This is a genomic window from Erythrobacter crassostreae (genome assembly GCF_019204045.1).
Classification (GTDB): Bacteria; Pseudomonadota; Alphaproteobacteria; order Sphingomonadales; family Sphingomonadaceae; genus Erythrobacter; species Erythrobacter crassostreae.
Window position 1 is genome coordinate 15,343 of record NZ_JAGSPC010000004.1, and the last position, 22,353, is coordinate 37,695.

The 22,353-nt window shown below is 54.0% G+C and carries 15 protein-coding genes and 1 pseudogene; 15 read left to right on the forward strand and 1 reads right to left on the reverse strand.

The features are described 5' to 3' along the window. Positions 1–3: 3 nt before the first annotated feature. Positions 4–927 carry an alpha/beta hydrolase family protein gene (locus tag KCG46_RS12005; RefSeq protein ID WP_218405681.1) on the reverse strand — a complete coding sequence of 308 codons (924 nt, stop codon included), beginning with the start codon at positions 925–927 and terminating at the stop codon, positions 4–6. Between the two features lie 207 nt (positions 928–1,134). On the opposite strand from KCG46_RS12005, the pseudogene KCG46_RS12770 reads away from it, so the two are divergent. The 15 genes and pseudogenes from KCG46_RS12770 (at position 1,135) to KCG46_RS12075 (ending at position 22,311) form a co-directional block, all read left to right on the forward strand. Beyond that, a pseudogene (locus tag KCG46_RS12770) lies at positions 1,135–1,545 on the forward strand (DDE-type integrase/transposase/recombinase). A gap of 308 nt (positions 1,546–1,853) precedes the next feature. Continuing rightward, positions 1,854–3,182, forward strand: a complete 1,329-nt coding sequence (locus tag KCG46_RS12010; RefSeq protein ID WP_218405682.1) for a surface lipoprotein assembly modifier — start codon at positions 1,854–1,856, stop codon at positions 3,180–3,182. Positions 3,183–3,427: 245 nt separating this feature from the next. Further along, positions 3,428–6,085 carry a transferrin-binding protein-like solute binding protein gene (locus KCG46_RS12015; RefSeq protein ID WP_218405683.1) on the forward strand — a complete coding sequence of 886 codons (2,658 nt, stop codon included), beginning with the start codon at positions 3,428–3,430 and terminating at the stop codon, positions 6,083–6,085. A 928-nt stretch (positions 6,086–7,013) separates the two neighbouring features. Next, entirely contained in the window at positions 7,014–7,193 is a 180-nt protein-coding gene (locus KCG46_RS12020) for a thiazolylpeptide-type bacteriocin (RefSeq protein WP_218405684.1), read from the forward strand. Between the two features lie 337 nt (positions 7,194–7,530). Continuing rightward, the gene (locus KCG46_RS12025; RefSeq protein ID WP_218405685.1) at positions 7,531–8,262 is read left to right on the forward strand and encodes an ABC transporter ATP-binding protein; all 732 of its coding nucleotides are present in this window, start codon (positions 7,531–7,533) and stop codon (positions 8,260–8,262) included. Next, a complete protein-coding gene (locus KCG46_RS12030) occupies positions 8,255–8,986 on the forward strand; it encodes an ABC transporter permease (protein ID WP_218405686.1) in 732 nt (243 codons plus the stop codon). The genes KCG46_RS12025 and KCG46_RS12030 overlap by 8 nt, the downstream gene beginning before the upstream one ends. Before the next feature lie 6 nt (positions 8,987–8,992). Further along, entirely contained in the window at positions 8,993–11,740 is a 2,748-nt protein-coding gene (locus KCG46_RS12035) for a lantibiotic dehydratase (protein WP_218405687.1), read from the forward strand. After that, positions 11,737–12,831 (forward strand): lantibiotic dehydratase C-terminal domain-containing protein, encoded by a 1,095-nt coding sequence (locus KCG46_RS12040; RefSeq protein ID WP_218405688.1) that lies wholly within the window; start codon positions 11,737–11,739, stop codon positions 12,829–12,831. Before KCG46_RS12035 ends, KCG46_RS12040 begins: the two co-directional genes overlap by 4 nt. Next, on the forward strand, positions 12,828–14,531 hold the full coding sequence (locus tag KCG46_RS12045; protein ID WP_218405689.1) for a hypothetical protein: 1,704 nt from the start codon (positions 12,828–12,830) through the stop codon (positions 14,529–14,531). The genes KCG46_RS12040 and KCG46_RS12045 overlap by 4 nt, the downstream gene beginning before the upstream one ends. Continuing rightward, positions 14,528–16,420 carry a TOMM precursor leader peptide-binding protein gene (locus KCG46_RS12050; protein WP_218405690.1) on the forward strand — a complete coding sequence of 631 codons (1,893 nt, stop codon included), beginning with the start codon at positions 14,528–14,530 and terminating at the stop codon, positions 16,418–16,420. Before KCG46_RS12045 ends, KCG46_RS12050 begins: the two co-directional genes overlap by 4 nt. Continuing rightward, a complete protein-coding gene (locus tag KCG46_RS12055) occupies positions 16,389–17,816 on the forward strand; it encodes a nitroreductase family protein (RefSeq protein WP_218405691.1) in 1,428 nt (475 codons plus the stop codon). Before KCG46_RS12050 ends, KCG46_RS12055 begins: the two co-directional genes overlap by 32 nt. Before the next feature lie 11 nt (positions 17,817–17,827). Then, on the forward strand, positions 17,828–18,271 hold the full coding sequence (locus KCG46_RS12060; protein ID WP_218405692.1) for a M67 family metallopeptidase: 444 nt from the start codon (positions 17,828–17,830) through the stop codon (positions 18,269–18,271). After that, the gene (gene moeB / locus KCG46_RS12065; protein WP_218405693.1) at positions 18,264–19,667 is read left to right on the forward strand and encodes a molybdopterin-synthase adenylyltransferase MoeB; all 1,404 of its coding nucleotides are present in this window, start codon (positions 18,264–18,266) and stop codon (positions 19,665–19,667) included. Before KCG46_RS12060 ends, moeB begins: the two co-directional genes overlap by 8 nt. Continuing rightward, the gene (locus tag KCG46_RS12070) at positions 19,667–20,932 is read left to right on the forward strand and encodes a YcaO-like family protein (RefSeq protein ID WP_218405694.1); all 1,266 of its coding nucleotides are present in this window, start codon (positions 19,667–19,669) and stop codon (positions 20,930–20,932) included. Before moeB ends, KCG46_RS12070 begins: the two co-directional genes overlap by 1 nt. Further along, a complete protein-coding gene (locus KCG46_RS12075) occupies positions 20,929–22,311 on the forward strand; it encodes a TfuA-like protein (RefSeq protein WP_218405695.1) in 1,383 nt (460 codons plus the stop codon). Before KCG46_RS12070 ends, KCG46_RS12075 begins: the two co-directional genes overlap by 4 nt. Positions 22,312–22,353 lie beyond the last annotated feature (42 nt).

Below are 22,353 nucleotides of genomic sequence, written 5' to 3' on the forward strand. Positions count from 1 at the left end.
GCTTCATTCGACGAGATCGTAAGCACCTTCAGCTATTCCGCCATTGGAATGCGCGACGCCCGGGATTACCCGCAGCGACCAACCGAAATCCCAACCGTTCTTCTCGGCTATTGCTTGGGCAGCGACGTAAAATGATTGTCCGCGCGCAAACCTATGTGGACCCTGAAGCATCGCCCCTTCGCTTCGGTTGAGCGAAGAGTGATCGGGGTCAGTGTCCTGATCACCCAGCAGAATGATAACATCCTTGGCGAGCGCCTGCCTAAGCGCCTTTTCATCTGCTGGTGTTCCAGCCAGGCCAAATGGATAAGCGACACCCAAATCAACGAAGGTGTACCAGCCGGCATTGGCGGCGAGATAACGTTTCGCGCGCGTTTCGGGCTTCATCAGTAAGAAGCGGTGGACGAACTGCGAACCTGCCGAATGGCCAAAGATCGTATAGTCTGTTTGCTTCCCATTTAGCTGCGCGACGACCTCGTCAAAGATCGGTTCAATTGCGGAAAAGCTCCATGATTTCTCGTGACGTAAATCCGTGCTCTCTTGGTCAAACATGGCACCCAGATTGTAGTTACGAGATCCGCGAAAATCCTTGCGCGAAAACTCGGGTGCAATCACGATGAAGCTGCCTTTATCAGCTTTGTCAGTCCATTGATCCCGGTAACGCTTAGGATCGCGGCGTGCGCCGTGCATGACGAACAGAATCGGTGCCGTCTTCGGGTCGACAGAGGCGGGGACATATGTCCAAACCGGCAAGCTAGGCCCGGGCCAGTTTCTGAATTCGAACATGTCCAGCCCGGCTGAGATTTGCGTCTGCTGCGATTGGTGGGGTTTTTCAGATGCGGCAATCGAGGGCGACACGGCGCCAACTATGGTGGCGAAGGCTGCGAAATGCAGTGTCCGAAGCGGAATTTTGAAAATCGCCAATCTCATCCAATCACACCATGCCTTTCCAATAGGGATGGACACTAAAGCGCGAAGAAGTTTCTGTCGAATAGGCGTTGCATTGAATGCTTGTCGCCGGAGGCTTTCAGAGCAAATGCACCGTCTAGCGCGTAGCGGCTACTTGGCGAGGGCGGGGCATTAGCCAGACCTCGCAAACCAGCCAGTCCGTTCCGTTACTTTAACTCCTCGCCTGAGATCATCCGCGCGGTAGTAATGATGTATGTGCGTTTTCCGCTGAGCATACGGAATGTGGAAGACTTGCTGGCGATGCGCGGCATCGACATTTATTATGGGACGGCTCGTTTGTGGTGGAACAGATTTTGCCCTCTGTTTGCAGCGGGTATCAAGCATTCGCGGATCAGCCGAATGCGGGCCTCCAGAAACTGGCGCTGGCCTAACAATTGAGCGGAGAACTCGCACCCTTCTTTCCGACGACAAGAGCGAGCGATGTCCAGATTTCAACAGATGAGGTCTTTACAAAAGTTCGCCTCCGTCCACGCCAACATCCACAATCACTTCAACTCAGAACACCATTTCACCGACCCCCAAATTAACAAGACTGGACGCTCAGCCGCATTGGCTGAATGGCAAAATCTTGTCGCTTAGGAACCTAACGGTGTAGGGGCACTCGCGCCGATCGGAGACAAGTTGCGATTGGACTGACAGCACCGCCACCCACCCCCAGCACCATTCTTTCTTTACAGGGCGTCCGCGCAAAGCGGCGGTGCGCGCGGTTAGTCTCTGCACCCATCCTAGTCAGATGAGTTTCCCTGTTAATCGCCGAAACAGGCTATTTGGTGACGCAGAACAGGGGACTTAAAGTCGAAAACAGCCCCTTTTTGGGTGTTTGACTCGGCCAATTTGGGCTGTCAGTCATGCCGCCCTCTCTTCTCGATTTAAGGCGCTTGTTCAGAATGTTGTTGGCAGTCACTGCTTTGGCAGGCAGCCCATTGACTTTGGTCGATCCCATTGAGCGGCTGGATCAGCCGGTCGCTGCGCAGCAGGCGAGCTTAACACCGGCCCAACTCTTCCAGTTGGCAGAGGAAGCCGTCCAAAAGGGCGATCTGGAATTGGCGAAAACCGCCTATCGCGCACTTGCCGAGAACGCCGACATCGAAATCCGTACAGAGGCGCGGTTCAGGCTCGCGATGCTGATTGCTGATCGAGACAAGAACTATTCAGACGCCGCAGTTCTGTTGCGTCAAATTCTTGATGAAAAGCCCGATGCGGCAAGGGTCCGGATCGAATTAGCGCGGATGCAATTGTTGCTTGGCAACCTGCGCAGCGCCGAGCGCGAATTCCGTGCAGCGCAAGCAGGTGGTTTGCCGCCCGACGTGGAACGTCTTGTGCGCTTCTACGCGCAGCAACTCTCGGCAGAAAAACCTATCGGCTTCAACTTCGAAGTTGCGATCGCCCCCGATAGCAACATTAACCGAGCAACGAATTCCGAGACGCTCGGGACCATTATTGGCGATTTCACGCTCAGCGAAGACGCGCAGGCGAATTCTGGTGTGGGGCTGGCGCTGCGCGGTCAGGCGTCTGCGAAGCAGCGACTTGGCGAGGGCGCGGATCTGTTGGTTCGGGCCTCTGCGAGCGGAGATTTCTATCGGACCAACGAATTCGATGATTACTCCGTCGTGGTTCAAGCCGGGCCCCAATACCGACTTGGGCGGGACCGCATAAACTTTTCGGCACTTGCAGGATGGAGGTGGTTTGGGCGCCAGCCGTTCTCCTTCACCTATGGAGCGAATGCCGAATATATCCACCCGCTCGGCAAGCGCGCGCAAGTGCGATTGAATGGAGCTATCACACATCGCGATGATAGGCTTAATGCGAACCGATCTGCAGAAAATTTCGCGCTCACGGTCGGATATGATCGCGCGATTTCACAGCGTTTCGGAGTTGGGTTGAGGTTACAGGCCCAACGCGATGCTGCACGCGATGCGGGGTTCTCCACGGCTCTTGGCGGAGTGCAGGCCCTCGCATTTCGCGAGTTTGGCCAAACCACAGCAGTGGTGAATGTCGGATATTCGCGGTTGGAGGCAGATCAACGCCTGCAGCTGTTTCCGGAAAGGCGGGTCGACAACCGCTATGCCGCATCGCTTGCCGGAACGTTTCGCGCGCTTCGGGTGGGGCGCTTCGCCCCGATCGTGCGCCTAAATTACGAACGCAATCAATCGACAGTCGAGATCAACGATTTCAGCCGCTTTGCAGCCGAGTTTGGAGTTACTGCCGCTTTCTGACCGGACACACGGACAGGTTATGGCGCGGCAGCGCATTTGGAGTGCAATAAATCAGCCGGCGACACCTTCGCGGAAGCACAAATTGAGCGGAATTTTTGATAATATGGCGCACCTATAGAGTGCCAGAATTCCGCAACGAGGTCTTCCCTACGATTGACACTATTGCTAGCAACTTCAATGGCTTCAAATTGGCCAAGGGGCGGGCATCGAACAGTCTTCGATCTTCCGACAACTACGCAAAGTGAATGAGCGATACGAGGGCGGAAGAAAAAATGGGCAAATATACTCTTCAAACTGCTGCTTCAGCTGCAAGCATGGCGTTTCTGCTGAGTGCATGCGGTGGCGGAGGGGTTAGCAGCACCCCGACGCCAATCTCATCCCCGGCGCCTTCTCCATCTCCAACCCCGTCACCAACTCCCTCGCCAACCCCGCCTCCGACCGGGGTCAATGATGACCTGCTTGGCATACTTGAAAGTGAAACTTTCGCGAACGAGGGCGCGCGTATTACGGCGCGCTTCGATGCGAACGGCACCACTGGCACTGCAGACGGGATTACCGCGACCATAAGCTACGACGCGGATAGCGATAGCTACTCGCTTTCCTCGCCGGGCGGATCGATCACTTTCGGTCCAAGCGACATTGACCAGTCACAGTCGGACGACACAATCGTGGTCTACGTACAGACCAACGGTACCACGACCCATTCACTAACTCTGACAAGAGCGGGAACTTCGGGTCCTTTGACATATCAGTATGTTGGCGGAGCTTTTTGGCAGACTACAAATGAGGAAAGCCCAACGCTCGTAACCGGCTCACTTGATGCGCTGGTCTACGGCGCGCCAACCCCATTGGCAGCCATCCCGCAAACCGGCACCGCCAATTACGATATCGAGCTGATTGGCGCGAGGACGACATCGACGTCGATCAATCCGATGGCCGGTGCTGGGAGTGCTACTGTCGATTTTCCGACCGGGACGATCCTGTTCCTTGGAACGATCACGCTGGGCGGCATTCAGGACGGCGGCGACTTTTTCGGCAAGGCTGATTTGTCGGCTGACGACAACACCTTTGTCGGAACTTTCACATTTACTGATTTCCAGAGTTTCAACGGCGTCTTGCAAGGCAAGCTTTTCGGTCCCGCAGCCGAAGAAATCGGCGCCAGCTTTGCGACCACCGATGGAACCGGCGCGGTCGCTGTTGGCGCGATTCTGGGCAGGCGCGGCGGCGGCGATCCGCCTAACACACAGTTTGAACCTGTCAGTGGTGTCGCGAGGCTTGAAAACAGCCAGACATTTGTAGCGCAGGAAACAGTGCTTGAAGCGGACATCGCTGGTCAAGACGGATTCATCCAGGACCTTGGTGCATTCAGCAATATCACGACCAGCACAGGTCCCCTCGGAATCCGGTATGATGCCGATCAGGATCGATATGTGCTGTTCAATGATGACCGCAGTCTGATTTTTAGCGGCAGTGATCCCTTGAACAACCTGCTCGGCGGAAGCGAAAGTTCGTCCCTCACGACATTCGCTTTTGATCCTTCATTCGGTCAGCGCGAGACTGAATTTGTGCGTCATCGCAGCTGGCTTTTTGCGCGCGGGACCGGGAGCATCGCCGAAACACGTTTTGGACATCACGTATTCGGTTTTGCAACCGCGGATGCGGCCATCGCACGCACCGGGAGCGCGGGGTATGCGATCCGCGTGGATGGAACGGCGATCGACGATGCGTTCCGTAATACGATGGGCTTTAACGGCGCCGGCGACTTTTTCGTCGATCTTGAGACCGGAGAAATATCCGCTTTCGCCGAGCTCGACTATGGCGAGAACACAATAAATGCGGCGATCACAGCCGAGACGCGGCGCGGATCATTCCGCTTTGCAGGTGATCTTTCGGCAGCCCAGAATGCCTTCGACGGCACCGTCACATTGGACGGCCTCGGTGACTACACTGGTGCCGGCAGCGGCCAATTCTTCGGGCCAAACGCCGAAGAGGTCGGAGGAACCTTTACTGCAAGCAGAGGCGCGGGTGGTTCGCTGGTCGGTGGCTTTGCCGGCTTGCTCGATGGCTCCGTCACCGATCCAAATGCGCCAGATGTGACGTTGGCTGATTATAATTGGTCAAGCGACTTGCCCTTTTATGTCCAGCAAACGGCGCAGTTCCGCAGCGATGTGACGGGCTTCCGGTTTGATCCAGACACCGGCAATTACATTGTCGAGCTCGCTCCTATTGGGGGCACAACCGTCGACAACGCGGTCTTTGCGCCAGCAGACGCCGATGCGGCTGAAAGCACGCCCACGCTCGATGCAAGAACCATCAATGCTGGCGCAGATGCCACGTTGACCCGCTTGAGAATTCCAAGCAGCACTCCAGCAATCGATCTGACCTACACCTCTTTCGCAGAGGTCGGACAACGACAGTTTTCCTCCGGGGAGAATTTCAATGATCGGGCCTATATCGTCTACGGCCTGCCTACCCGGCAAATGCCGCGGACGGGCGAAGGGGCCTATTCGGGCATAGCAGTCGGTTTTGCGGCTGTGCGCGAGTTTGAAACCCAAGGGATCGACAATTTCAATTTCACCGGGAGCAGCGGTCTCACTGCGAATTTCGGTGACGGAACTTTCGATCTCACCATCAGCTCGCTGGTCGGTACCTTCGAAGACCAAGGCTTCGCCCGCGGCACATCGTTCGATGGCAATTTCGCTGATATCAACTTCACCGGCAGTATCGTCGGAACCGATCTGGTTCCAACGATATCAGGGAACGGCTTTTCGTTCCGGGGCGGGTTCTTCGGCCCGGATGCAGCCGAATTCGGCGGTGTGTTCGACGTATTCCAAAACTTCCAACGCGGCGGTTTTGAATACAACATAGACATGGACGGCATCGTGGTGGGCGAACGCGACTGATTTCAGTGCCGGGCTAAATGCCCTGATCGTCGGTTAGGGTGCGAGGGTGATGCGGCGCTTCGCCCATTTCTCGCCAACCGGCCAGTGCGTTCCGATGTTTCAACTCATCTCAGCAGATCAACTGCGTAGTGGTATGATTTAAGTCGGCTCTCCGCCGCGCTTGCCTGGTGCTGTAGATGTGCTCGCTGAATGCAGGAGCGAGTCCTCGCGTAAGACTTCGCAGCAATAATGGAGCAGATTCGGTCCGCGGGCCTTATGTGATCACAGGTTTCAGTGAGTGAGCCGGTTGACCAGATGTGAGGCGTTAGGCAGCGGAACTTGTGCATCGATCAGGGTGCCGAGAAGAAAAACTGCAAGCGCCATTGTCTCTGGCGCCAACGCCTCACGGTTCGCCCTCGCAGATGATTGTAAGCAGCCTACGGTTCTGAGTTGCAAGCCGCAGAGCCGCGACAGATTAGGAGATCGTAGGTTAAGCGCCCTCCGGGATGCCGGCTGTATCGCCTCAAGGCTCTCGATAACGGCCGGCAAATGACGATCAAGTTCCAACCCCGTTCAAGATGGATAGTCTCTTTTTACCTTTGGCCGCTCCGACCGAAAATATGCTCAACTGAATAGATTATGCGGACTGTCAGTTATTTCGAATTTGTGTACAATGTTTATTGTTGCGCAGGCCTGTAATAATAAAATAGAGCTACGGTTAATTAATTTCGCATTTTTAAATTTGCCACAGGTCGAACTATTTCGGTTCGACCCTTATGTCATTCTCAAAAACATTCGTATTGAAATATATTACCCATGTAATACGGTCATGTCGTGAGTGATTGTAATAAACTATATTCATACCAAACTTGATCAAAATAAATTCTTGTTTAAGAATGGATTCGTTTTCCTACATCCAGTGGGAAAGCATAAGCCTGAGGAGGTAAATATGAAAAATGCTGAATTAGATATTTCATTTGATTTAGACGATCTCGGAGATCTCGGCGACTTTGAAGTCGTGTCACTTGGTGATGCGATGGCTATGCCGGAAACTGGTGCATCTAGCGGCATCAGTTCTTGCAACTCGTCGTCTTGCTGCCTCTCGACGTCGACTTGTCAGCTCACCTAAGGCGAATACTGGGTGACTGGCTTTGATTTATCTGGGTCAGTCACCCAATTTCATCATCATGCGCTTCGGCTTGATGTGGGTTTGGATTGAAAATAGTATATTACATTCAAAGTTCATCAAACGAGATGATCTGGTTTGTGGATTTCAATATTAATTTGGATTGTGGATGGGCTTGATTCGATAGCTCTTAGTAAATTGTTCGTATGAGATTCAAAAAATTTGATTTTCGAACTATTGAAGTTTCCAGACTCAATTAGAAATTTCATATTCTTCATTGACGCCGATCAGATTAAGTGTTTGATTGCATTTAGTCATTGGGTCGGGAGCAGAATCAATAATGTCAAAAGGCGTTGCCCTAGAGATTGTTGGTCTACAAAAAAGTTATCCTGACGCATTAGCGTTATCGAATGTTTCACTTCAAATTGAAAATGGTCAAGCCGTTGGTATTATTGGGCCAAACGGAGCGGGTAAGACGACGTTAATTGAAATAATCATGGGTCTTACCAAGCCTGACTTGGGGTCTGTTTCAATCAATGGCCAAGATATTCGTGATGATGCCAATTTGACCGCTACCCTTGGGGTGCAGTTGCAAGAGGCAAACCTCTTTCCCCGTGTGACAGTGGGCAAATATATAGACCTCTTCGGCAAGCTCTACGATACTCAGGCCAATCGCGATAAGATCTTGGCCGATCTCGATTTACTTAGCCATGTCGATAAGAAGTTTGGCGATTTATCGGGCGGCCTGAAGCAGCGTGTTTTGCTGGCTTTGTCTCTCATCAACAATCCGGACATCCTGCTGCTCGATGAGCCTACGACGGGTCTTGATCCTGTTGCGCGCGAAGACTTGTGGTCCTTCATAAAGGAGTGGCACGTCGGGTCGCGAACTCTGCTTTTGACGTCCCATTTTATGGATGAGGTTGAGCGGCTTTGCGACCGGGTGGTTGTGCTGAATCGAGGGCGGGTGGTCGCCGATGACACCGTGCCGAACCTGCTGTCGCATGCGCCGGCCGGCAAGGATACCTTGCAATCAGCCTATTCATTTCTGCTGGAGGGGGTTGGGCATGAATAGCCGTGCGTTAATCGCGTTTTCACTGTTCGAGCTGTCGCTTTTTTTCAAAGCTTTTCTGGCGGTTCTGTTTACGTTCGTGATGCCTTGTGTGATTTTGGCGGTGGTCGTTTCTTCAAGCGAAGACCCTGTCGCGATGGCGACAGAACTTGTGCCTGTTCTGGTTGGTTTGATCATCGTTTTTGTGGCGGTGTTTACGCTGGCGGTTCAGCTCGTGATCTACACAGAGACGGGGTTCTATAAGAGGCTTCTCGTCACGTATATCGACAGCACTGCAATCGCGCTTTCCAACGCGATCAGGGGGTATTCTGTTGTCTTGATTGGCCTGACGTTGATCCTGGCCGAATGCCTGATTTTGACCGGTGTTTTCCCTGACATCAATATCTTCTGGGGTCTTGTTGCCATTCTCATCGGGGGCGGCGGGTTCTTCTTGCTCGCCATAATACCGGCCTGTTTCGTGAAGAGCGCCAATACGATGTTCACGATGTCTACCGTTCTTAGTTACGTCATTATTTTCTTCTCTGGAACGATGCCTCCGTTTGGTGGGATCGGAATTGCAGTCAACGTGATTTCGCAATTCATGCCTGGGTACCATTTGCTTGGCGTCCTTCGCGCCGGTTTCGAAGGGGACCTGCTGACCACAAGCGCCATGATTAGCACCGCCTATATGCTGGGTTGCGCCGCGCTCGGTATTTTTGTGGTGCGTCGTAACCTGAGCTGGAGATAGGTTGCGATGAACGTTGTGCCTTCCAATGCAGGATTGAGAGCTCCGTCCGTCCACGCGGAAGCCTCCGAGGCGCCAGATCAGGAGTATTTCTGTCATCCCAATATGTTTTTCAGGGTGGCCGGATTACCATTTCAGGCATTCGATGCCATGTGCCCAGGGCATACATTCGCAAAGCTGACCCAATTGCGCGCGATGAACGAAAATCTGGCACCGCTCATCGATCAAGCGAGCTCGATTCTGGAGCGCGCCATCGGCCACGATGCTCTGACAGATCAAGAGCGGCGGAGCCTGATTAAGTTGAGGCGCGATATCTTTAACCAGCGCGTCGCAGGATTGCAGCCGGCGCAAATCTCTGTGAATGTGTTTGCAGATGGCGAGCTGGAAATTGTTAGTCAGGCCTGCGATGAGATCGCAGAAGTCGTTCGTATCGAAAAGGCTCTGGCTGACGAATTCGCTTCTGAAATCGCAGAAATCGGGTCGGCGACAAGATATCAGAGCCTCGCCTCGGAAAATTTTCTCAAAGCGCTCTCGATCAGCGCGCCCAAATGCATCGATGATCTTTACGCCTCGCAAGCCAATCCTGCGAAATACACGGGTAAACGGGGGCGCAACCTCAACGCGGCTCTGTTCAATTACCTTATGCGTGCTTCCACCAAGGTAAGCCCGTTATCGTATTTTACTCCAATCGGTGTCGCGAAGCTTAGCGATGGACCGCACGGTTCGGTGACGGAGCTGACCGAGGCATCCATCAACAATGAAGTCCAGATCAGTCGCCGTGCGATGGACCAGATATTGTTCTTGCTCACGCGCCGGATTCAATTCTGGGGGCAGGATTTCCCGCTAAAGCTCAATCCAACTGTCAAGGAAATGGATGGCTACCTGCAGTTTGCAAAACTGTGGGACAAGGGTGAGGCTGGGCCGCGGGTTTGGGGAACAATGCTGCCTTTTGGTCGTGTGCCCAACAGTCCGGGTATCGGCGCGTTGGTTGCTGCATTTACCGACGATCAGAGCGCTCTTAATGTTGGTGAAATCTATTCTCGCATCGCAGGATCATCCCCTGGGTTTGACCAAAAAGCTTTTGTGCGTCTGGTCGCACAGTCTCTTGCTGCCGGGCTGTTACTCCCTGACTTGCCAATTTTGGATCAGGAAAGCGATCTGAACTGGTTGGCCGGTTTTGTTAAGCCGCGTTTCCCTGAGTTGGGAGAAGAGCTTGAACAGCTGGAAGCGAAATGCGAGGCCTATTCGCGTTGCGATGCCGCTGATCGTGTCCAGATAAGCCGTCAGCTTCACGGTCACTTTGCGAAGTGTCTTGACCTTCTCAAAGCCGAGGAAAACAAAGAGCCGAAAGGCGTTCTCTTCTATGAAGACTGCTTCCTGGCGGGGCCGCCAGCAGAAGTGGGCACTGGTTCCCTTGGCTCAGTTATTGAAGACACTCACGTCTTTTCTGAGTTATTTCCGCTCCTTGATTTCACTCATATGGTGCAGTCAATAACGGCGTCGTTGTTCGCGGAGAAATACGGCGCAGGGGTTCGTGTTAGGGCTTCGGATTGTGTCGATGAATTGTCGCAGGAAGCCACAGCCTATGCGCAGTCCGTTTCTCCGCTGCCTCTAGAGGAGCAGCGCAAAGAAGTCGGCAAGACAAATGCGAATGCAGATAAGCTTCTTGCCCTCAAAGCCGAGTTGCTTGGGGAGCTTGCAGAGCTGCTTCGTCAGGGCGAACCGGTCGATCTGGATGAAGCCTTTATTGCGAGTTACCGCGATCGCATCCCTAATGTGGTGCGCAATCGCGCGACTTCGTACACGGTTATCGGACAGCTTGATGACTGGGGCGGATCGGCTGAGGAAAAACGCCATCCGGCGTTCGCCATCAATCGCTTGTATTCCGGGCATTCGATGCTCGCCTCACGGTTTCTTTCGAACCTATCGGAAGGAGATTTGGAAGACGTTAGGGGATACATTTCGAGGATCGCGGAGCACCGCCATCCTTTTGAAATGCCTGGAGCATTCGGTTTCAATGCAAACCTTCATCCGCGCTTTGTTGATACCGAGCTGAAGGTACCCGGGCGACGTCCGAATTATGGCGAGACCGAGAAGTTATCCTTGGATGATATCTTTGTGGAGTATGATGAAGCGTTAGACCGGCTGTGCCTTACGCATGAACGGCTTGGTGAACTTGCCCCTCACTATTTTGGCTTTCTGGTTTTGAGGATGCTTCCTAGCGAGCACCAACTGCTTGTCCGCATGAACATGCAGGGTCTCATAATAGATCTCTGGCAGGACCTCGATTATGCGGGGCATGTTGATCCTGACGAGGTCGTGCTGTTGCCACGTGTGACATTTGGTTCGCTCATATTGATGCGGCGCAGCCTTTTTATTCCGCCAGCAATGCAGCCCGATCCCGGCTTGGACGAGTTTCAGTATTTCCGCGCTTTTGAAGAATTGCTCCACGAATTGGGCGGCGATGCAGACTACTTTGCTCGGCTCATGGCTAACCAGGAGGACATCATCGGTGGACAGGAAGGGCTTGGCGGAATGGGTGAAACCACGGACTTCAAACCGAGCTACCTTTCGCTGAAATCGCCGCCAACGATCGCGGGCCTCCAGCGGCGTTTACGCCGTCGGCCCCGCCGGATTGTGCTTCAAGAGACTTTGCCAGCAATCAACAAAGGCGGGGTGCTTTGGAATGGCGATCGGCATGCTTGCGAAATCCAGTTCGAAGTTTCGAAAGCCAAGGCCTGTGAGGCAAGCGAATGACAGCAATTCGAATAGACTATCATGATCCCGAGCGGCTCGGTTTGATTGCAGGTCCGTTGAAAGAATCTTTTGACGCTTTGCGAGAACAGAACCGCGACGCCGCCATATTCCTTCGCTCGGGTTGGAAGCATGGGCCACACCTTAGTCTTTGCGTGATTGGCGACACCATCAATGACGATGCAATCGCACGCGAGTGCGAGAAGCTGCGGGAATGGGTTGATACCAATCCGTCAGATGTCAGGCTGACCGAAGACGCGTATCTGGCAAACGCGCGGAAGCTCGGTACGTTAGAGGGGATCGAAGGGCCTTATCTTCCGCTCAATCCCGATAATACTGTTCAGGTGGTGGAGCACTCACCCCCAAGATTGGTCGATGGTCATGATGTTCTGCAGCCTCTGTACCTACGTTACCTTTCAGACACTGCGCCGTTGCTGTTCGAGATATCCAGTCTGAAACAGAACAACAATAATCTCGCTAGCCTTCTACTCATGGCGATGCTCGCGAAATCCGCCTCTCACTATCGGCCTTACGGTATCGAAAGAGGGTTCATTTCCTTGAGAGCCCATGCGGACTTCTTCTTTGCCAATTTTGACCAAAGCGGGAAGATCAAGCAGCGGTTTGACACTCTCGCGACTGGCACCGCGTCGCTTCTTGATGACGCTATAGGTAACGCGCAAGAAATCGGCAAAGCCGAGGGCAAGCAAGATACAGTCCAAAGCGTGCTGCGGCGATGGTCTGAGATACTCGAAGAAACGCGCGTGTCCATCGATGCAGCTGCCGATGCTGACGATGGTTGGTACAGTTACACGCCTATGAGCTTTCCCGAAGAGCAAGAGGAAGCTTTGGCCGGCCAATTCCAAGATGCAGGAATAGACGCCACGGTTAGCAAGGGCGACACACTTACCAAAGTGCATGAAGCTCATGCCGAAGGGCTCGACACGAGCTTCTTCTCTTCTCGCGAATTTCAAACATTCCGTATCATTGTGAACATGTTTTACTCGATCCTTCCGCCGCTCGGGATCTCGCCAGTGGAACGGTTCGGGATGTGCCATCTTGTCGCGAGCGCGGTGGAACGGAAATTGAAGCAGTGACGGAACATGCCGAACCAAAAATCGCGCTGAAGTCTGGGGTGTTCTACTCGGCTTTCGATCAAGGCGTAGTGTTCCGCGGCGGTGAAACGCCTGTCATCCTTCGCGGAAAGAATGCACTGCGGCTTGTCACTCCGGTCGTGGCGGCAATGGAAAATGGCGTTACGAAATCCGGCCTGCTTGAACTCTTGCCCGAACCGGTCCGACCGGTGGTTCTCAACCTTCTCAATGATCTGCAAGAGTCGAATTTGCTTCGTCAGCGGAGGCCCACGGATTCAAACTGTGAAGATGATCTTGATGCCAACTTTAACTCATTCTGGTTGTTCCTCCGGGACAATCTGAAAAGCCCGGGGGATGCGCTCCAAAAATGGCTTAGCACTCAATTTGTCATTCAAGGTGATCTTGATGCTGTTGCATGGATGGTTGAAGCGCTCGCCGATACCGCAGCTCGCAATATTGCCATCATGCCTTTGCCTAAGGGCGATCTTGATGAGGTTGATCGCTTGCTTACCGATCTGCGCGCTCGGCACCCACATATCCAGTTTGATAAGGGGGCGGATGCGCCAGAATTCTCGTCGACAGTCCGGATCCTTGCAGGTGGAAGAACACCTGACCTAGCGCGCGAATGCGACTGGTCTGATGGTTGGTATTTCGGAGTGCTGTCCGGTCATCTGGTTTCTGCAAAAGTCGACGGGAGCTTTGCAGAACGGCTTTCCGATTGGAACGCCAGACTAACTGAACCGGAACGCGCCGTCCGTAGCGGCAGAGTTGCTGACAACAGGTTTAAGCTGGCCGCATCAAGTCTGGCATTCGGCATTCTGTGTGATGAGGTCGGCATGGCGAATACAGATCAATCAGACGACTGGCTGTTCGTGACGCAACCTGCTCTTCGATTAAGGGCCCTTTCCTTGCCTCGGCCCGTTTCCTTTGCGGCTTCTGCCGAGGAAGCGGCTGTCGCGGACGAAGAGCTCGATATCGATGCCAAGATTGATCTGATGAGCTGTGTTCTTGATCCGGTGACGGGGTTTCTTGATCGTCTTGATGATGAGGAGCAAGTGCCATTGTCTGTGGTACGGTACCGGGTTCGCGGCCTGAGTGACGGAGCACAAAACGAATTGATTGTCTCTGGTTGGGGGATGACCCATCAGGAGGCAACGCTCGCGGGGCTACAAGCCGGTGTCGAAGTGTTTCTTACCGACAAAGCGAGAGAACAGGGATTGGACGGCTTCGCAGGGGTCGGTTGGTCTCCTGAGGACGCGATCGCTGCATCAAACCGCAGAATTGTCGAAGAAGGTCTCGTCGCTTCTAGTGAACATCCATGGGAGGCGCTGCCTCTCGAAGATATTGATGATGCGGAATGCTGGCGCTTGGCACGGCTGTTGGAAATGGTTTCAGGCGCCACAGTAACACTGAAAAGGAGCGTACTAGACGGCGGCTATTTCGCTGCAAAATGCGCAGTTGGAGATCACCCAGAGCAAGTTGCGGCCGCCCCGCAAATTGCAGAAGCAGCGTGGCAGGCATTGGGCACAGCTGCTTGCGCGCTCCAGCAAGTTTCCGCCCAGCCAGCCGGTTCTTTTGCAGGGCCAGTCAATCAATCCGGTGGCTCGGTTGATCTGCAAGTCGGCCTTCTCACCGCAGATCTCGGCTATTCGGAGCTCGACGGCAAGTTCATCTGCAAGCTCAGCGAGCGCCGCAGGCCGTGAAGCAAACGACCATCCAACTTTCGCCTTTGGAAGAGCTGATCGAAGAGATCCGTTTGGATGAGGCAGTGCGCCAGAATTACGGAGACGATCTACGGGTTTTGATTGGTGCGGACCTAGGCGATAGGGGGGGCAGTGAGGGGGCTGAACCGGTCCTTTTGCTGGACTTTGAAGGCGGTCGGGCCAGGATAGGTCCAGTAATCGGTTCCGGTGCAAACGGTTGCCGTCATTGCCTTCAATATTGGCTGGACCACAACCGTCCTGACCGCGAGTTGTGGGCAGAATTTGCAGACAAATTAGAGCCAGTGCCTGTTAGCGCTGAAATGCCTTGGACTGGTTTTTTCAGTCAGACCGTTAAGCAGGCCGCAATCGACTATCTGACGCTGCGAGACTTCCGCAGCTTTGTCGACGTGTCTTTTCAGCCGGTCCATGTCGAACGCCATGGCTACCTTACCGCACCGCATTGCCCGACTTGCTCTTCGTCAAAAAAGGATGCGCCGGAACAGGAGTTCCTGGAAGCCGGAGCGTTGCCGAAGCTTTCCGCAGACACTTACCGGACCTCTTCTAAGTCATTGGATGGAAGCCGGCTTCGTGCAGCTTATGTCAGCTATCGTAGCGGGCTCGTCAAACACATGTATAGGGACTCTTCTTCTGTGATGTTGCCGATGTGGGTCGCCGAAACCAATGTGTCGGGCACCTCTATAGTTGAAGCCGGATATGGTCGTCATGAGAGCGCTCAGAAATCCGAAGCGATCGCGATACTGGAGGCCCTGGAGCGTTTTTGCGGCCAATCTCCACGCTCGCGGCATGGCTTTTTGAGAGCGTCTTTTAGCGAATGCCTGGAGCGCGGATTGAATGTAGCAGATCCTCAATCGATGATCTTGTGCCCCGAGGCGCAGCGTGGCGAGCCCAGTCACAATCTTCAGGCGTTTTCGCCCGATCAGGCATACGATTGGATTTGGGGGTATTCACTGCTCCAGGATGAAGCGGTTCTGGTCCCGCTGCAGTTCGGTTTCTACAGCCAAAGACTTACAGATCCGCAGGAACGGTTTGTTCAGGAATCGTCCAATGGCTGTGCGCTCGGCAATTCACGGGTTGAGGCCATTTTCCACGGATTGCTCGAGACGATTGAGCGCGATGCTTATATGACACGGTGGCATGTGAAGGGTGAACCAGTGCGGCTTGATCTGGAATCTTGCGCCTCTGCCGAAATCAGAAACCTTCATGCAAGGGCGAAAGCTCAAGGTTTCGAACTGTTCGCTTTCGACATCGGTATCGAAGCACAACTGCCGACGGTGCTGGCCATGATTGTCGATCCTGACGATGATGCCCCGGTTAAGAGCTATTGCGCAAGCGCCTGCAATCCAGTGGCGCGCGATGCGATCTATGCCGCCATTGTCGAGGTGACATCTTCAATCGCTGTATATCAGGGGCAATTTGGCAAAGAGCGCAAAAGGGCGCGAGAGCTTTATGAAGACGGCTCACGTGCAACAGAAATGCGCGATCACGTGCTGCTCTATTCGCTACCCGAAACGATCGAGCGGCTCGACTTTCTGGATCGGAAAGCTGCGCCTGTCGACGCGGATCGCCACTTTGCAGATATGGAACGCAATTGGGGCAGCACCGACCTGAAACGGGATCTCGATACGCTTATCAAAGAGGTCGCGAAGGTATCCGATGACATCATAGTTATCGATCAGACAGCCGAGCATATTGAGCAGATAGGTCTGCACTGCGTGAAGACGCTGGCGCCTGGAATGCATCCGGTGACCTTTGGACATCAATATCGGCGCATCAGCAAGAAAAGGCTGCAATCGGCGCGGGATGTTCTCGCGGCAAAAGGAGAAAGGGTGGTCGAAGGTGAAAATCCATTCCCCCATAACTTCCCCTGATCCTGACGATCAAGAAAGAGGCGAAGACCTTTTGAAGGACCTGATTGTAATCAGTTCTTATGATCAGATATCGGCGCTTGACGCACCTGTTTTCGATCCGTCCGCAACGGTAAAACTTGTGCCCTACAAGGAAGAGTTAGCTGTGGGCCTGTTGCTGGGCGGTGATGAACGCATGGCTCTGGGCATTTTTGCCGAAGCATTGAGGCAGGTCATGCAGTGCTTTTCACGGTTTGAGCCGATGAATCAGACCCCAATTCATCGTTCGTATCCATCGCCGCGCTCGCTGTTTCCTGCAACCGCCCAGATCGTATTTGTAAGAGATGGTGTAGACCACCCGTTTACATATGAGCCCGAGCATCATGCTTTGTGCGGCGGCTTCGAAACCCTCACGGAAGGCGAGTATGACCTGCGACTTGACATCGTCGGAGATCTACAGAGGATTTCGCCACTATATGGCGATCTGGGTCCGACATTATGCGCCCTTGAAACCGGGCATCTTCTAGAGCAGTTGCGAGACACCCTCGGCGCTCTTGGGCATACTGTGCGTAGCGAGCTGAGCGGATCTGATTGGTTTGGCCCGCATTCTCAAAACGGAAATTCGCTAGAGAGCATTTTCCCTATTGCCTCGCTGATCTTGGAAGATGGACGCTTCAACTGGTCGCCCGAGGAAAGCGGGCGTCTGGCCAAATTGCGCGTTCCAGTCCCCCAATTGAACAAGGCCGATCGGGGAAGGGTGGCAACAGCGATTGGGCGGCTTGTCTGTCCGCCCGCTCCGGCAGTGAGCCTTAAACCAGGTCGATCAGCGGGATTGGGCGCCACTCTGTCAGCCAGCGAGGCGCAAGGCTTTCAGCGAAGTTCGGGGCATTTCCCGTTTGGCATATTTGGCGCGCCGACCGGAAGCGAAGAACGTGATGCCTTGATCGATCAATGCCATCAGGCTTTCCAAGACCTGTGTTCGGAATGGCCGGACCACCAGATTTCCGCTCATCTCTTGATGCCGCAACCGGGCGATCAAGTTCGGAAAATCAACCTTCGCGATAAACAATCATATGCGTTTCCAGAGGCAAATCAGCAGAAACTTGCTGATGCATTCGGTACGTCCTTCAACATCGATCTGAATACGATCCCGGCAATTCTTCTTTTCTCCGCCCGCTTCGCTGATTTCGTCAATGCCAAGTCCAGTTGGCCTTACATTCAGACGCTTGGCGCTGCGGGAACAGTTGCCCAACGGATCTGCGTGAATGCTTCGAGCCTCGGCTTTTTTGCGCGGCCATTTAAAGGCGTAATGGCAAAGAAAATCGAGAACGGTTTCGCGATGGACGGCCAAGTGTTTTATTCGGTTATCTTGGGCAAAAGACGCGCCTGGCAACCGTATTATTCGTTTGAGCAGATTTGAGGAGAATGGAGTTGCATTCGCCTTTTGCTCTGACGGTCTCGGCAAATCTTGATGAGGATCTGAAGCGCCTGTTTGACGAGGCTTTTCCGAATGAATGCTGCGGCGCTCTGTTCGGTTCGGTGGGCCGGGACGGCGATTGGCACATAGATAAGGCGGTCGGGCTAACAAACTGTTTCGGCGGAGATCGCACAAAAGCATTTGCGATCGCTCCTCAAGAGCTATCGCAGGCAGTGCGGCGAGAGCGGACCTACGACCTTGTCGGGTTCTTTCACAGTCATCCCCGCGGATCACACCGGCCATCAATCAAAGACATCGCCGAGGCTGGGCCATGGCCCGGATATATTCAGGCAATCATCGCATCAATTGACGGCAAGGGCCCTAAGCCATTCTTCTATTTTGCAACCGCAGATTTGTGGCAGCCGGTGCCAATTAGGGAGCTGATTTTAGATGATTGAACTGTCGATCCCGCTGCCGCTTCGCCGATATTGCAACGGTGCAGAGCGTGTGCCTCTTGAGCCGACGACAGTCGGTGAGGCTCTCACCCAACTGATTGATAAGTATCCTGATATTGAGCCGCTGCTGATGGCGCCTGATGGCGGATTGCGCCCGTTCGTGAATATCTTTGTCAGCGGGGAGGATATTCGCTTGAGAGACGGGCTCGAAACTGACCTGAAAAGCACAGACGAACTTGAAATACTGCCCGCCATCGCAGGTGGCAGCGAAGCGTTGGAGAGGGACAGGCCCGCCTCGGACGGGGTTTCGCTTGTCACGCCGGACGAATGTGATGCGAGTAGCGACAATCCTGTCCTGATCGATGTTCGAACTGACGAAGAATGGCGGCTGGGCTACATCCCGAATGCCGAACATATTGATCGGGGCTTTCTCGAGCTACGGATTGATCAGGTTGTCGCGGACAAGACGCGAATGATCGTGTGTTATTGCCAGTCGGGGGTCCGATCCAAACTCGCTGCTCAAACCTTGATCAATATGGGTTACGGTCGAACGGTCAGTCTAGACGGTGGGATCGAGCGCTGGAAAGCAGAGGGGCGCAACCTTGAAGTTCCACCGCGCGTGTCAGACGAAATGGCGGCGCGGTACCAGCGTCACCTGACGATTCCTGAGGTCGGGGCCGAGGGTCAAGTAAAGCTCGCGAATGCTCGCGTGGCTGTGATCGGTATGGGCGGGCTTGGGTGCCCTGTTAGCACTTATTTGGCTGCGGCCGGGGTCGGTCATATCGGGCTTGTCGACGACGACGACATCGATCTTTCCAACCTTCAGCGCCAGTTTCTCTACACCCCGGATATGGTCGGGCGTAGCAAAGCAATGAGCGCCGAGGCGGAATTGGCACGCTTCAATCCAACAATTTCGTTTCAGCCGCTCAAGGCAAGGCTTGATGACGGAAACATCCGGGATATCTTCGAGTCGTACGATCTGATCGTCGATTGCACAGACAATTTCACCGCTCGCTATCTCATCAATGATGAGGCGGTGCATCAGGGCAAGCCCGTGGTGCATGGCGCAGTTTACCGGTTCGACGCGCAGGTGAGTGTATTCGGTCTGGATGATGGCCCTTGTTATCGGTGTTTTCTGCCTGAACCGCCCCCGCCGGAGCTGGCTCCCAGTTGTGCTGATGCCGGAGTGCTCGGAGTTCTGCCCGGTGTTGCGGGCCTTCTAATGGCGACCGAAGCTATCAAGGTGATTGTGGGTTTTGGGGAAGCGTTATCGGGCCGGATGCTGTGTTACGAAGCGAAGAGCGGGAGTGTTCGCGAAGTTAAGTTCCCTCGCGATCCCAATTGCTCCGTGTGTTCGGAACGCCAAAATGCGTTTGCAGCGGATCAATCAGAGGTTTGATGGGCACTTCGGCAAAAACTCTTGATGCATGCCACCTTCTTGAAGGAACAAAGCGCGCCCGTCGCTTAGACGAGACTTGGGAATGGCTGACTGATAAAAAGGCGATGGCCGGCGTTACGCGTGTCGGCAACGTCACCGGGCTTGATACTATCGGAATTCCTGTTTGGGTTTCGGTGCGCCCAAATTCGCGCGGTCTAGCGGTTTCTCAGGGCAAAGGCGCGACGCACGAGGCGGCCAAGGTTTCAGCCTTGATGGAATCGATTGAGAATTGGCACGCCGAGGAGATTGACGCCCCGCTGCGTGTGGGCAGCTATGAAACTTTAAAGTCTTTGGTTTCCCCTATCGACCCGCGCTCCTTCACTCATTGGGGGCGAGTGGCTTTGCGCGATGATCTCGCGCTTACATGGATCGAAGGTCACGAGCATTTCTCAGACCAAAAGGTCTGGATCCCATATGAAATGGTCAGTGGCGACTATGTCGTCCCGGCGAGTAAATCTGTCACTGCCGCGGTGTTCGTTCAATCCAGCAACGGGCTGGCAGGGGGCAATACGTATTGGGAAGCGGCAACCCATGCGCTGAGCGAGGTGATTGAACGCCACACAATCTATCAGAACGAAAGAAAAATACGCGAGTTTTCGGACGAGATAAAGCTGTCACCCGATGCGGTGCGGGAGCCATTTCTAAAGCAGCTTCTTGAACGGCTGCGGCAGGCCGGCATGCTTGTTCGCCTTTTTGCGCTGGGGTCTGACATTGATCCGAGCGGGACCCGTATACCCGTAATCGCTTGCTCGATCCTTTCTGCGGATGACGGCACCTACTGGCGCAACTTGCCTCCCTTTAATGGCTATGGCTGCCATCTTGACCCAGCGATTGCGATGGCCCGCGCCATTACCGAGGCGGCTCAAAGCCGATTGACTTACATCGCCGGCGGACGAGATGACATTAATCCGGGGCAATATCGCGCGGGCGCTCATCCGGACGATCTGGTTGCGTATCGCAAGCTGTTTTCAGACGGTGACGCAGGCCGGTCAATCAGGTTTGAAAGGCCGGATACTGGGCAAGAATTCGATTCTGACTTCAACACCATTGCGGCGCTTTTGAAATCACGCGGATACAATAAAATTGTTATCGTGGACCTTGCCAAACCCGATGTCGGTATTCCGGTTGTCAAAGTTGTCGTGCCCGGATTGCAGGTCCCCTCATCGCTCGTCGGCGGGGCCGAAATCGTTCAACCTAATCCAGTTTCGCCGGTGGGCGGCCCATGACAGACTACGTATTTCTGGGCCCATCACTGCCGCAAAAAGCAGCCAGCGAAATCTGCGATGCGGTATATTTGCCGCCCGTTGCAATGGGCGACATCTACAAAATCGTTCAGACGCAGTGCAAACCTGGCGACAGGATTGCAATCATCGATGGGCTGTTCGAGCAGGTTCCGGCCGTTTGGCACAAAGAGATACTGTTTGCGATTGACCAGGGTTATCCGGTTTTTGGTGCATCAAGCATGGGCGCGCTTCGCGCGGCTGAGCTACACCCTTATGGTATGATCGGTGTAGGCCGGATTTACGAGGCCTATCGGGATGGGACGATTGAAGACGACGATGAAGTCGCTGTATCCCACGCACTGCGAGAACACGGCTATCGAAGCCTATCGACATCGATGGCCAGCATTCGTTTTGCGTTAGAGGATGCGCTTGAGCGTCAGGAAATCGATCCGGCTTCGGCAGTCGCACTTATCGATCACGCGAAGAAGCAGCACTATTTTGAGCGCAACTGGGGCGATCTTCTGGAGGTCGCTAAAGGCCTTGAGGGCTTTTCAGAACAACGCGAGGTCTTGCTTCGTCTTGCGAGACAGCCTGATGCAAAAGCGATCGACGCGGAGCGACTGCTCAAGCTGCTCAGCGCCGACGAGAAGAAGGTTCCACCGCCTGGCAACTTCACTTTTCAACACACAACGTTCTGGCAGGCCTTTTCAATGGACCGGTCGCTTGATGGTGATGGTTCTCGGGACATCTTGAGCGATCATATACCCAGCACCTTCTCGTCCGGGATCCCCGAGTATTTCAGGGCTGCTGGCCCTGAGCGGACGCACGTACTTGATTTGGCGTTACTCGATAGGCTGATCGAAGTGTTCGCAGCTGAATACAAACCCACGGGGCGGGATATTGCATTGGCCGCAGCGAATCTAAATCGCGAATTGCCGAAAGACGTTTTGGGTGGACCCTTAGGGCAGCTTGGGAAAGTCGCCCTTCGAGAACAGGCCGAATTTGCAGCGCAGCGTGATTGGCTGCTTTCCCGGCTTGCTGCGGGGCTGGATCCCCACATTTTGCGGCGCCTTGTCCTGAGAGGCGATTTTGCGGAATTTGCCTCGCTTGTGACGGATGAAATCGATGACCAGCGGAAAAACGGCGCGGAAAAAGCATCGCTTGAATCGCTTGGTCTGGGCGTTGCAGAATTGGAGGATTGGTATCGCGAACGCTGCGGGCGGATGACACCTGATCCCGAAGGACATGCAAAGCGCTTGGGCTTCGAAAGCCTACGCCAATTCGTCGATTGCGCCACGGTCGTGTTCCTCGCTGACCGCAAAAAAGACCCGCAAAAATCCTTTGCCAATGATTTGTCACACACTTTTGAGGATCAAGAATGAACTCCACTGTTAACCTGAAAAAGTGTGAAGAACTGAAGGCCG